10 protein-coding genes are annotated in these 13038 nt (G+C 69.3%); 4 read left to right on the top strand and 6 right to left on the bottom strand.

Features of this window, described 5'->3' with window-relative positions:
* Positions 1–113: 113 nt before the first annotated feature.
* From ABLG96_RS02630 to ABLG96_RS02605, 6 genes are all read right to left on the bottom strand, one after another.
* Positions 114–1370 (bottom strand): M17 family metallopeptidase, encoded by a 1257-nt coding sequence (locus ABLG96_RS02630; protein WP_353649879.1) that lies wholly within the window; start codon positions 1368–1370, stop codon positions 114–116.
* Between the two features lie 149 nt (positions 1371–1519).
* The gene (locus tag ABLG96_RS02625) at positions 1520–2404 is read right to left on the bottom strand and encodes an LLM class flavin-dependent oxidoreductase (RefSeq protein WP_353649878.1); all 885 of its coding nucleotides are present in this window, start codon (positions 2402–2404) and stop codon (positions 1520–1522) included.
* Between the two features lie 107 nt (positions 2405–2511).
* Positions 2512–3009: a metallophosphoesterase gene (locus ABLG96_RS02620; protein ID WP_353649877.1), complete on the bottom strand. Its 498-nt coding sequence runs from the start codon at positions 3007–3009 to the stop codon at positions 2512–2514.
* Entirely contained in the window at positions 3006–4226 is a 1221-nt protein-coding gene (locus tag ABLG96_RS02615; RefSeq protein ID WP_353649876.1) for an amidohydrolase family protein, read from the bottom strand. Before ABLG96_RS02615 ends, ABLG96_RS02620 begins: the two co-directional genes overlap by 4 nt.
* The gene (locus ABLG96_RS02610; protein WP_353649875.1) at positions 4223–5998 is read right to left on the bottom strand and encodes a hydantoinase B/oxoprolinase family protein; all 1776 of its coding nucleotides are present in this window, start codon (positions 5996–5998) and stop codon (positions 4223–4225) included. The genes ABLG96_RS02615 and ABLG96_RS02610 overlap by 4 nt, the downstream gene beginning before the upstream one ends.
* Positions 5999–6017: 19 nt before the next feature.
* A complete protein-coding gene (locus ABLG96_RS02605; protein WP_353649874.1) occupies positions 6018–8099 on the bottom strand; it encodes a hydantoinase/oxoprolinase family protein in 2082 nt (693 codons plus the stop codon).
* A 627-nt stretch (positions 8100–8726) separates the two neighbouring features.
* Here ABLG96_RS02605 and ABLG96_RS02600 point away from each other — a divergent pair.
* The 4 genes from ABLG96_RS02600 (at position 8727) to ABLG96_RS02585 (ending at position 13037) form a co-directional block, all read left to right on the top strand.
* On the top strand, positions 8727–9062 hold the full coding sequence (locus ABLG96_RS02600) for an antibiotic biosynthesis monooxygenase family protein (protein WP_353649873.1): 336 nt from the start codon (positions 8727–8729) through the stop codon (positions 9060–9062).
* 65 nt (positions 9063–9127) lie between these two features.
* A complete protein-coding gene (locus tag ABLG96_RS02595; protein WP_353649872.1) occupies positions 9128–10297 on the top strand; it encodes a sugar ABC transporter substrate-binding protein in 1170 nt (389 codons plus the stop codon).
* A gap of 98 nt (positions 10298–10395) precedes the next feature.
* On the top strand, positions 10396–12021 hold the full coding sequence (locus ABLG96_RS02590; RefSeq protein WP_353649871.1) for a sugar ABC transporter ATP-binding protein: 1626 nt from the start codon (positions 10396–10398) through the stop codon (positions 12019–12021).
* Positions 12018–13037 (top strand): ABC transporter permease, encoded by a 1020-nt coding sequence (locus ABLG96_RS02585; protein WP_353649870.1) that lies wholly within the window; start codon positions 12018–12020, stop codon positions 13035–13037. Before ABLG96_RS02590 ends, ABLG96_RS02585 begins: the two co-directional genes overlap by 4 nt.
* The last annotated feature ends 1 nt before the right edge of the window (position 13038 follow it).

Raw genomic sequence — 13038 nt, 5'->3', positions numbered from 1 at the left:
TTTCCCGGACGACGTTCGCAGGCCTGACGGTCGTTCCCCGCCCGCCGCTCATGTTCGGCCCCGATGCTCACGATCGACGGCGAGCGACCGTGCTGCAGGTGAGCGAACGTCGGTCAACCGTTCGATCGAGTGCGGCGGGTGACCAGCTCGATCACCGTGCGGACCGCGAAACCTGTTGCGCCCTCGGCGCTCGCGTCACCCCGCCAGGTCGGTCCGGCGATGTCGGCGTGCAGCCACGGCTGATCCTGCGGGACGAACGCACCCAGGAACAGTGCTGCGGTGATGGCGCGTCCTGAGTCCGTCATCGGGTGGTTCCGGACTCCGCTGGGGGTGCGCATCTGCTGTTCGTACCGAGTGGCGTAGGGCAGCGGCCACCATGCCTCCCCGGCTGCGGCCCCGGCCGCCACCCACTCCGCGGTCAACGCGGCATCACGACCGATCACGCCGGCAATCTCCGGGCCAAGCCCGATCACCACCTGGTAGGTCAGGGTCGCCAGGTCGACGACGAGGTCCGGACGTTCCCGAACGGCCAGCGCGAGCGCATCTGCCAGGATCACCCGCCCTTCGAAATCGGTGTCCATCACCTGGATCTCCGTCCCGTCGGCAGCGGTGACGACGTCTCCGGGTCGGATCGAGTGCGGCCCCGGCACGTTCTCCACGAGCGGCAGCAGACCGCGGACTTCGATCGGCAGCCCGAGGGACGGCAGTACCGCCAGCACCGCGAGCACCACGGCTGCGCCCGCCTTGTCGCTGCGCATGTCCATCATCGCGGCCGGGGACTTCGCCGACAACCCGCCGGAGTCGAACACCACGCCCTTGCCCGCGAGCGTGATTCGGCCGATGGGTTGAGCCGGTCGGTAGCGCAGGTCGACCAGCCGCGGCGGGCGGTCCGAGCCGGCGCCGATCCCCAGGATGCCGCCGCAGCCGAGCTGTTCCAGCGAGTCGACATCGTGCACCGTGCACTCCAGGCCCACCTGACCGGCGAGATCGGTTGCCAGAGCCGCGAAATCAACCGGACCCAAGACGTTTGCGGGAGCGTCGGTGAGCAGCTTCGCCAGATCGACCGCATTGCCGATCGCAATCGCTCCGGCCGGGGCGTCCCCGTCCAGCAGCAGCCCACCGCGTCCGCGGGCTCCCGCCACCACACCGGACACGAACGTACCCACCGCGTCCGCGGCAACACCCTGCGGCGTCTCCACCCGGACGGGCCCGTGCTCCGGCACCGCCGCACCCGCAGAAAGACCCGCCTGCCAGGCACTCTCGGCGTCCGGACCGAGCGCTGCCAGAAGAACCGCCGGGTCGGACGGATCGATCGCCGTGCCACCGGCGGGGACCGCCGCACGCCACAGATCGGCGTCGATCACGTCCACCGGTCTGATCGTGGTGGTGATCCCCCGGTGCGACGCCGTCGGAGACAGTCGGTCTCCTGCAGCGAGCCGAGACGCGGTGGCGGCGATCCGTTGCTGCCAGCGGTTTTCCGCGCCGCGCTGCGCTCTGGCCGGAGTCGGTGCGTCCGGGTTCACGCGTGGGTCGCCAGTACCAGGTCCAGCTCGGATCGCGTCAGGCCCCGTCCGTCCGGCCGCGGCCAGTGCACGCTCAGTTCGGTGAACCCGGCGGCCGCCAACCGGTCCATCGTCTCGGAGTACCGAGCGGGGCTCTCGAACGGCCAGCGGGTGACGATGCCGAACTGGGCGATCCGTCCGATGCTGTCCGGCGCTCGTCCGGCCCGTTCCAGGGCAGCGGTGAGATCCGTCGACTGTTGTTCCAGCGCGGTGAACCACGCCTGCTCGTCGGTGTCCGGACCGTACGGTCCGTAGGTCACCCATGCCTGCCCGTACTCGGCGACCGCGGCCAGCGCCTTCGGTCCGGCACCCGCCACCGTGAACGGGGCCCGCGGCCGCTGGACGCAGCCCGGCAGCTGGTGCGCCTCGACAGCGCGGTACCGCTCGCCGTCCGACGTGGTGATGTCGTGGGTCAGCAGTTCGTCCAGCAGCGCAGTCCACTCCTGGTACCGCGCCGTGCGTTCGGCCCGGGAGTACGGCGGCTCACCGAGCACTCCGGCATCCGGTCCTTCGGTCCCGGCGCCGATCCCGATGTCGAGACGCCCACCGGACAGCCGGTCGAGCGTCATGAGCTCCTTGGCCAGCGGCACCGGGTGACGGAAGTTGGGCGTCAGCACCTGCGGTCCGAGCCGCACCGTCGATGTCACTGCCGCGGCCGCCGCGAGCAGCGGAATGCAGCCGTACCAGGGGTTCTCGCGGAGCATCGGCCACGACAGATGGTCGTAGGTCCACACCGTTCTGACCCCGGCGGCCTCGGCCTCCAGAACATCGGCGAGGAAGTCGGAGATCGGATCGCGATCTGGCAGGACGATCGCGGACAGCGCGATCTCGGTGGCGGCCATGTCTGCTCCCTGGGAATGACGGTGGTGAACGGTGTCCAGTGTGTCGGAGTGTCCCGGTTCAGCGGGTCCGCGGGCCGGGGCGGCCCGAGCGGGGCGCCCCGATAAGGTCACAGCCGGTGCAGCTCCACCAGCTCGAGCGAGCCGTCCGACACCGTCGCCGTCAGGTAGGTGAAGTGCGGCTGACGACGACGATCGGTGGGCGATCCGGGGTTGAGCAACCGCAACCCGGTCGACGCCATGGTGTCCCAGGGGATGTGGCTGTGCCCGAACACCAACACGTCGGTGTCCGGATACAGCCGGGCCATGCGTTCGTCACGTCCGGTCGACTGCCCGGTCTCGTGCACGACAGTGAAGCGAATACCTTCAAGAGTCACGTCCACGCGCTCGGGCAGCCTTTCCCGCAGTTCGGCGCCGTCGTTGTTGCCCCAGCAGCCGATCACCCGCGGAGCGCGGGCCTCCAACTCATCGAGCAGCGCAGGTTCGACCCAGTCGCCGGCGTGGACGACGACGTCGACCCGGTCGACCTCCTCCCACACGGCCGCGGGTAGGTGAAGAGCGCGCTTCGGCAGGTGGGTGTCGGCAATCAGCAGCAGCCGCTGGGTCATCGCGTGACGGGGTCACCGACGACGAGGCCGCCCTGGATGACAGTGCGGGGACCCGCCCACAGCAGCGAGGGATCGGCCGTCGGATCGCCGGGCAGCAACAGCAGGTCTGCCACCGCGCCCTGCTCCACCCGACCCAGGTCGTCCCGCCCGATCAGCGCTGCATTGGTCAGGGTCATCGAGCGCAGCGCCTCGATGAGGCCGAGCACCTCGACCTGGGCGCGGACGCCCTGCAGCTGCTCCTCCTCCAGCTCGCCCATCAGATCGGTGCCGAATCCGACGGAAACCCCTGCGTCGACCGCGAGCTCGATGGCGTGCCGACCGGCGTCCAGCACCTCGGCGTTCTTGGCGCGCGCGATCGGGTTCAGGCCGATCTCCGCGCCGCGCCGGCCCATCGCGTCGTAGGTCGCCAGGGTCGGCACCAGGAACGCGCCGTGTTCTGCCATCAGGGCGGCGGTGGGGGCGTCCAGCAGGTTGCCGTGCTCGATGCTGCGCACTCCGTTGGTCACCGAGTGCACGATCGCTTCCGGTGAATAAGCGTGTGCCGCAACATAACTCCCGCGCCGGGCGGCCTCCTCGGTGACAGCCCGCACCTCCTCCGGCGAGTACTGCGGGATACGGATGGGGTCGGTCAACGAGATGACGCCACCCGAGGTCATGATCTTGATCGCGTGGGCGCCACGCCGGAACCGGTCGCGCACGGCGACCCGCAGTGCATCGACCCCGTCCACCACCTCGCTGCCGTGGTGGTGTCCGACGCAACAGTCGAGGTCGCCTGGGCGGGGGTCCCCGTGGCCACCGGTCTGGCTGAGCGCGGGGCCGGTCCACAGGTACCGCGGGGAGTCGAGCAGGCCGTCGACGATGGCGCCGGCCAGACCCGCATCCCCGCCGGCGACGTCGCGCACCGTGGTGAAGCCCCGTCGCAGCGCCCGGCCAAGTCGCCTGGCACCCGCGATCGCCACCCACGACAGTGGTCGCGACTCGCCCCGGAACATGTCCAGATGGGCGCCGTAGGCATGGAAGTGGGCGTCGATCAGACCGGGGATCACCGTGCCGCCGCGACCGTCGAGCTGCCGTACCTCACCCGCCGGCGACCCGGCGTCCGGACCGACCCCGACGATCCGTCCGCCCGACAGGTGCACCGGCCCCGGTCGCAGACCGCCGTCGGCATCCAGCACCTGGACGTCGGTGATGGTCAGGGCATCCGGTTCGGTGCTCACGTGTGCGTCTCCCCCGATCGGGCACCAGCCGCCAGCCGCTCGGCTCGCATCTGTGCTGTCGCTTCCTCGTCGACGAGCAGGGTGCGCCCGTCGCAGACAACACCGTAGTCCCGGGCCGCCGCCTCGATCCCGATGAACCCGTTGCGCAGGTCCTGCAGCACCTTGGTCGTCGGCCGGAGCAACGGATCGCCGTATCCCCCACCACCGCCGGTGTTGTTCACCAGCACGTCACCGGTGTCCAGGATGTTGTAGCTGCCACCGGTGACGGTCTCCCGGTCGGTTCCGGGGTTGAGGATCACGTGGTTGTTGTCGCCCGGCAGCCCGCCGTCGATCGGCCACGGCTTGGTCTTCGTCTTGTACACCAGGCAGATACCCGTCGACGGAGCGGTGAAGCGGTACGTCCTACCCACCCCGACACCTCCGCGGAACTCGCCGGCGCCGCCGGTGTCCGGCCGATAACCGTACGACTCGATGAACATCGGCGACTTCGTCTCCAGCACCTCGACCGGGTTGTTCCGGCACCCCGGCTCGCTCAGGTGCATGATGCCGTCCGCACCATCACCGCCGGCGTGACCACCGAACCCGACCGCCTCGTTGGTGGCCTCCAGCCAGTGGTCCCCGGTCCGCGGGTTGATACCCAGACCCATCATCGAGCAGACGTCGCCGCCGGAGCACGCAGGAACCAGCTCCGGCATACCCTGTGCCAGGGCTTTGAGCACCACCTCGCCGCCGATCAGCGCCGTCCACAGGGTGAAGGTCGGCATCGGCGGAATCGCATGCATCACCGAGCCCACTTCGGTGATGACGGTCAGCGGCCGGAAGTTGCCGGCCACCACCGGGGTGTCCGGGGTCGTCATCGCCTTGAAGATCAAGCTGCAGAACGCTTCCGTCTGCCCGACCGGCAGGTTGATCGGGCCACGGACATCCCGTTCGCTCCCGGTCCAGTCGATGACCATCCCGTCGTCCGACACCGTGACGGTGACGTTCATCCTGATCAACCGATCGAGCTCGATACCGTCTGAGTCGACGAAGTCGAAGGCCGTCCAGGTGCCCTTGGGCAGCTTCGCCAGGGCCAGCCGCGCGAGGGCCTCGCCGTGGTCGTTGATCGTCCGCATCGCCGTGGTGAGCGTTGCGGCGCCGTACTTCTCGGCGATCTCCTGGGTCCGCCGGATCCCGGAGACGCAGGCCGAGACCTGCGCCTGGATGTCGCCGATCGTCCGTTCCGGAAGCCGGGAGTTGAACCGGATGATGTTCCAGAGGTCGTCGCACGACTCCCCGCCCCGGTAGAGCCGGCTGGCGGGAAAGAACAGGCCCTCCTGCGACATGTCGGTGGAATCCAGCACGTAACCGGGGTCCTTCTGCTTGAGGTCCAGGACGTGGATGCGGCACGAGGTGTAGCCGATCAACTCCCCCTCGAAATGGATCGGGGCGAACACCAACGGGTCGAGGGTGTGCGCCGACGACCAGTACGGGAAGTTGAGCAGGAACACATCGCCGGCACCCATCGCCTCCTTGCCGAGGAACTCCACCGCCCGTTTGATGCCGTGGTCGTTGCCGCGGGTGAAGACGGCAATGCCCGGCGCATCGGCGACCACATCGCCTGCTGCGTCATGGATCCCGATGCCGTAGTCGTGGATCTCGTAGACGACGGTGTTGTACGCGGTGCGGCACAGGTTGCGCGCCATCTCCTCGGCGGCAGCCAGCAGACCGTGTCTGATGATCTCGGTGGTGATCGAATCGGGGACCGATTTGTCGACTGTCTCGATGCTCACAGGGCTCTCCTTCGGGTGTTCAGCGGGTACCGACGGTGATGACGAGCTCACCGTGCGGGCCGACGATCAGGTGGTCACCGCGGTGCAGGACCGTGGTGGCGGTGTGCTCGGAAATCACTGCTGGGCCGGTGATCTCGTCGCCGGCGAGCAACGTCTCCCGGGTGAAGAGCCGGTAGTCGACCGCGGGTTCGGTCTCGGACACGTGGACGGCACGGACGCCGTCGGTGGCGACCTCGCCCGATTCGCGCTGCGGGAGCGTCGGCAACTCCGGCGCATCGACGGTGCCGCCGGCCCGCAGCCGGAGCGTGGTGACCTCGATCGGGTCGGTCATCCGGTGCCCGTACTGCCGCTCGTGCAGCTCGGCGAACTCGCGTTCGACGAGCTCCCGCAGATCGACCGGGCCGGCCGGCAGCTGCAGGGTCACCGAGTGCTCCTGGCCGGAGTACCGCACGTCGATGCTGCGCAGGTAGGTACGCCGGTCGGCGCCGAACCCTTCCGCGGTCAGCTGCGCGGTCGCCTCCTGCGTCATCTGCTCGTACAGCTGCTCGGCCGCTGCGAGATCGAGCTCGGCGAGCAGCACGACAGACGTCCTGGCGAGGTCGTGCTGCACGTCCGCCATGAGCATGCCGAACGCGGAGAATGCTCCCTGGCCAGGTGGGACGATCACGGTCGGGATGCCCAGCTCGTGGGCGACGTCGACCGCCACCAGACCGCCACCGCCGCCGAAGGACAGCAGCGCGAAGTCCTGCGGATCGCGCCCCACCTCGACGGTGATCGCTCGGACGGCTCCCATGATCTTGGTGGTCGAGATCTGCACGACTCCGCGGGCCAGGGCGTTCACGCTCATGCCGAGCGTCTCGGCGGTGGGGGCCAGTGCGGCGCGGGCCTTGTCCGCATCCAGCACCAAGGTGCCGCCCAAGGGCGTTCCGGTACCGAGATAGCCGATGGCCAGCGCCGCGTCGGTGAAGGTCGCCTGGGTCCCGCCGCGGCCGTAGGCGGCGGGACCCGGCATGGCTCCCGCACTCGCCGGTCCCACGAGCAGAGCGCCGGCCCCATCGAGGTGCACCAGCGAACCGCCGCCGGCGCCGATGGTGTGGATGTACAGCGACGGGGTGTTGATCGGCATCCCCTCGAACTCGGCTCCCTGGTACAGCACCGGCTCCCCGTCGAGCACCAGGGAGGCATCCAGGCTGGTGCCGCCCATGTCGATGGTGATCAGGTTGGGGACGCCGATCACCTTCGACAGAGCGGCCGCACCGATCACCCCGCCCGCGGGCCCGGACAGGATCAGACTGACCGGTTGTTCCCGGGCGGTCGTTGCGGTCATCGACCCGCCGCCCGAGCGCGTCATCAGGAACCGCCCGGTGAAACCTGTTGCCGCGAGGTCGTTCTCCAGCTGCTCCAGGTATCGGCGAACGATGGGCTTGACGTAGGCGTCCAGCACCGCGGTGGACGTCCGCTCGTACTCGCGGTACTCGCGGGAGAGTTCGTGCGAAAGTGTGATGACGACCTCGGGCGCGACCCTGGCGAGCACCTCCCGCATCTGCAGTTCGTGTTCGGGGTTGGCGTAGGAGTGCAGGAACGCCACCGCGACGGAGTCGTACCCGCGCTCGGCGATCTCCGCGGCGACCCGCTCCGCGTCCGCCACGTCCAGGGCACGGTGCACGGATCCGTCGAACAGCGAGCGCTCATCGACCTCGAAGGTGTCGTAGCGCTGCAGCAACGGGGTCGGCGGGCGGTACTTGATGTCGTAGTTGGTCCGCCGGTCGGTGCGGCCCAGCAGGTAGACGTCCCGGAAGCCCTTCGTTCCCACGACGGCGGTCCTGGCCCCTGTCCTGGTGAGCAGCGCGTTCAGACCGAGGGTGGTGCCGTGGGTGAACATGCCGACTCGTCCGACACCGGAGGCGACGGTTGCGAACGCGTCCAGGACGCCGCGGGTGGGTTCACTCGGGGTCGTCGGCACCTTGTCGAAGCGGAGCAGTCCGGTCTCCGGATCCAACTCGACGACATCGGTGAAGGTGCCGCCGACGTCGATCGCGACCCGGGTGTTCGCTGCGGACACCGGGCCGGGTGCGCCTGTCTGCTCGGAGGGAGAAGTCATCATGGTCCTCTGGTGGGTGGGAGAAAGGCCTGTACGGCTGCGGCCGAGCGATGTGCGCAAGCCGGACCGGGCGTCGAGGGAGATCGGGAACACACTGATAGCCCATCCCGGAAAGCCTGACTGGGTCAGGGTTTCCGCGGATCGGTGCGAGACGGGAACCCCCGTCGTCGGACCGGATGATCGACAGACCGCCACGGCTGCAGGATCCGACCGGGAGTGCGGCCACCGTGACACAGCGGCCGGACGCTGTCAACGGACGAGAGTCGGCGTTCGCGCGGCGCCGCAGGGCCCCCCACGACCTGCGTGGACAGCCGCGCCCACCCACGGACAGCTACGCCCGGCACTGGGCCGCGGAGCTGACCCGCGTCACTGCTCTGAATCCGAGTGATCCGCATCGAGGCCCCTGACCTGCGGCGGAGCTCCGAAGTTGTAACGAGCATGCAACACCACCACGAGTGAGCACATCGGTTCGAGTGGGCGATGTGCGCCCAGCACACCGACTCGGTTCGGGCAGCGATCACGATTCCTGCAATCCCCGGTGCACCGCCCGTTCCTGAGCGGTCACCTGGACCATCAACCGCCGCGACCTGAATCCGGGCGTGGCGCCGGCGTACAGGAGGAGAGCAGATGATCCGAAGCGTCCTCGCCCTCAGGGCCAAGGACGACTGCCGCGCTGCACTCGAGGACTTCTACCGCGACCATCGGGTCCTCGAGATCTCACGTTCGTTCCCCGGCTGTCTGGGCGCCACCCTGTGGCGGTCGGTGGACACCAACCGCACCACTCACCTCGTCATCGCCGACTGGGACGACGCGGACGCCTACCACCGTTGGGTGACAGACCCGTTCCGCGACAAGACATCTGCCGGTCTCGCCGCCCTACTCGATCTGGAGCCGGACGAGAAGATCGTCGGCAGTCTGCTCGAGCCCGTCGATCCGCCGACCCCCGCCCTCGACGGATCCTGAACCTCCGCCCGCCGTTCCGACACCAGTCCCCCGCCCCCGCCATCCCGCCCCAGGAGCATCCCCCGATGAAGCGATCCCTGAAGATCACCGGCACGGCCGTACTCGCCGCGACCGCACTCGTCCTGGCCGGCTGCAGCAAGCCCGCCAGTACCAGCAGTAGCACCACCCCGGTGGCCACCCCCGCAGCCGGATCCAGCAGCTCGGCCGGCGCGAGTTCCGACCCCGGCACGAGTTCCGGCACCGACACGAGTTCCGACACCGGTACGACGTCGGCCGCCTCCTCCGCCACCAGCAGTGCACTGTCCAGCACCTCCGGCAGCAGCGGCGGTGGCAGCACCGGCAAGACCCTGTCGGTCGGCTTCTTCGGCTTCGCCAAGGCCAACTCGTTCGCCCAGGCCGCGTGGGCCGGAGTGCAGGAGGCCGCGGCCGCCAACAACGCCACCGCCACCTTCATCGACTCGAACTTCGACGGGCCGACCCAGGTCAACCAGCTGCAGGACGCGGTGACGTCCAAGCGGTACGACGTCGTCGTGATCCAGGCCAACGACGGCACCGCCATCACCCCTGCGGTCAAGCAGGCACTCGCGGCCGGGATCAAGGTCGTCGTCGAGTTCACCCCCATCGGCGGCAAGTTCGACACCATCGAGCCGCAGGTGGACGGCGTCATCAGCATCGTCGACACTCCGACCAACAACGGCGCCGGCCTGGCCGAACTGGGTCTCGGCGCCTGCAAGAAGCTCGCCGTCGATCCGTGCAAGGTGGCCTACCTGCAGGGCTTCGCGAACTATCCGCTGGACGCGGCTCGCACCCAGGCGGTCGAGGACGGGCTCAAGGCGGGTGGCGCCGACCTGGTCGCCAGCGTCGTCGGCGGTTACACGGCCGATGCGGGTCGTACCGCGTTCCAGAACGTCCTACAGGCCAATCCCGACGTGAACGTCGTGATCGGTTCGTCGCAGGCCATCGCCGGGGCGGCCGCCCTGGCCGGTGACAAGAACATCCTGTTCGTCGGCAACGGTGGCTCCACCCAGGCCTTCGACGGCATCAAGTCGGGTAAGTGGTTCGGTACCTACAACATCCCGGAGAAGACCGAGGGGAAGACGGCCACCGAGCTCGGCCTGAAGGCTGCGCGCGGGGAGACCGTTCCGACCGCCACCGACGCCCGCGATCTGACGCCCTACCAGGCGCTGCTGACGGCTGACAAGATCGCCGGCCAGACTGCCGACTACTCCGACTGATCACGCCACAAAACCCAGCGACCGACGACGGAAACGACCGACGACGGAACGCAGCACCACCCCCGGTGCTGCGTTCCGCCTGAGGAAGGACGACAGCCGTGAGTGCACCATCGCATCGCCAGGAGCGCAGCAGCCCCGGTGACCGCGGCGTCGGTACCCGCCGCGCTCCACAGATCACCGTCCGCGGTGTCGGCAAGTCCTACGGCGGCGTCCCGGTCCTGCGGGACATCGACGTCGACATCGCTCCGGGGACCGTCCACAGCCTGGTCGGGGAGAACGGCGCCGGGAAGAGCACCCTGCTCAAGATCCTCGGCGGTGCCATCCGATCGGACACCGGATCCGTGGCGTTCGACGGCGAGCTCACCACCATCGGTAGCCCGCGCGATGCCATCGCCCACGGCGTCAGCCTCATCTCGCAGGAGGGCGCCCTGGTCCCTGCGCGCACGGTCCTGGAGAACGTCTTCCTTGGGCGGTGGGGCCACCGGGGCGGTCTGGTCCGGACGGCGGACGACCGGTCCGTCTTCGCGGAATTGTTGGCCTACACCGGTTTTGACATCGACCCGACAGCACGCGTCGACCGGTTGTCGATCGGCGCCGGTCAGCAGGTCGAGATCCTGCGCGCGCTGGCCCGTGGCGCCTCGGTGATCGCGATGGACGAACCGACCGCCGTCCTCACCGAGGGAGAGAAGGCCAACCTGCTCGACCTCATCGAGCGACTGGCGGCCGGCGGCACCACGGTGCTGCTGGTCTCGCACTTCCTGGACGAGGTGCTGAAGGTCTCCGATGGCATCACCGTCCTGCGGGACGGCAAGCTGGTCGTCACCGCCGGAGCGCAGACCTTCACCGCCCGCGAGCTGGTGACGCACATGGTGGGTCGACAGATCGACGTGCTGTACCCGCGACCGGAGCCGGTACGCGACGACGCGCCGGTCCGGTTGCGAGCCAGCGGTCTGGGCGGCGGGCCGGTCTCCGGCGTCGATCTGGAGGTCCGCGCCGGGGAGATCCTGGGCATCGCAGGACTGGTCGGCTCCGGCCGGAGCGAGACACTGCGTCTGTTGTTCGGGGCAGATCCGTTGCAGGACGGCACGATCGAGGTCGACGGTGTGCCGATCCCGACGATGACCCCGCGGAAGGCGATGCGCGCCGGCATCGCCCTCGTTCCCGAGTCCCGGAAGGAACAGGGGCTTGTGATGATGCGATCGGTCCGGGAGAACGTCGCCCTCGCCTCGCTGTCGTCCCGTCGGCGAGGCCCTCTGGTCGACCGCCGCACCGAGCGGGGCCGGGTGGCGGCCGCGACGTCGGAAGTGGACGTCCGAGCCGCCCGAGCCGATTCCCCGATGAACACCCTCTCCGGCGGCAACCAGCAGAAGGCGTTGTTCGCGAAGTGGTTGCTCCGGGAGCCGACCATCCTGTTGATCGACGAACCGACCCGCGGGGTCGACGTCGCGGCCAAGGCCCAGATCCACCGGATGATCGTCGATCTCGCCGCCCGGGGCATGGCGGTCGTGGTCGTGTCCTCCGAGATCGAGGAGCTGCTCGAGCTGTCGCACCGGTCGATCGTGCTGCGCGGCGGCATCCCGGTCGGCGAGTACCCCAGGGGGACTCCGCGAGAGACCGTGATCGCCGCCGCCTTCGGCGACGCCGAGCCACCCCCCGCACCGGACATCGTTCCGGCCACCCGGCACCATCCCGAAGCCGCTGACGACGAAGGAGACACCCGATGAGCTCGACAGTGGCTGAACCGGCTGGTCCGTCGACCACCGGAGAAGGAGGGGGCCGACGGGTGGGCCCGGGGCGCCGGACCGGCGGGGTGAGGGTGCGCGACTACGGCATCGTCGTCGCCCTGGTCGCCATCGTCGTCGCGTTGTCGTTCAGTACCGACACCTTCCTGACGACGTCGAACCTGGTCAACCTGCTCGACCAGTGCTCGGTGGTCGGGCTGCTCGCCGCCGGGGCGACGATCTGCATCATCGCCGGGGTCTTCGATCTCACCGCCAGCGCCAGCCTGGCCGTCTCGGCGATCGTCGGAGTGCAGGTCGGCGCAGCGACCAGTGTGCCGGTCGGTTTCGCCGCCTCGGTGGTGGCCGGCGCCCTGCTCGGACTGCTGACCGGCACCATCGTGGTGCGCAGCGGGGTCAACTCCTTCATCGCGACGCTGGCGACCAGCATCATCTACCGCGGGCTGGCCGTGGTGGTGACCGCAGGTGCGATCGCGTACCCGCTCGCGGGCGAGGCCGACGACTTCGCGATGTTCACCTGGCCGTCGCTGTTCGGACTGACCTCCGCGACCGTCGTCTTCCTGGTGGTCACCGCGCTGCTGTGGGTCCTGCTGTCCGCCACCACCTTCGGCCGTCGGGTCTATGCGGTGGGCGGCAACGACGAGGCAGCGAGGTTGTCCGGGATCCGGGTCGGCCAGATACGGATCGCCGCGTACATGATCAGTGGCGTCTGCTCGGCGTTGGCCGGCCTCATCCTCGCCTCCCGCGCCGGATCGGCGCAGTCCAGCATGGCCTCCGGGATCGAACTGTCCGCGATCGCCGCCGCCGTGATCGGCGGGACGTCCATCCTGGGTGGTGAGGGCGCGATCTGGCGCGGCGTCGTCGGCGCACTGCTGCTGACCCTGATCGGCAACGGCTTCAACCTGCTCGGTTGGGACACGACCTACCAGCAGGTGGTGCAGGGCCTGCTGATCCTGTTGGCGGTGACGGTCGATCAGTTCCTCCGGCGCCGCGCGCGATAGC

Origin of the sequence: Nakamurella sp. A5-74 (genome assembly GCF_040438885.1) — a bacterium.
In the GTDB taxonomy this organism is placed as follows: Bacteria; Actinomycetota; Actinomycetes; order Mycobacteriales; family Nakamurellaceae; genus Nakamurella.
Note: the sequence above shows the minus strand (reverse complement) of the source record. Positions and strands in the feature narration are given on the sequence as shown.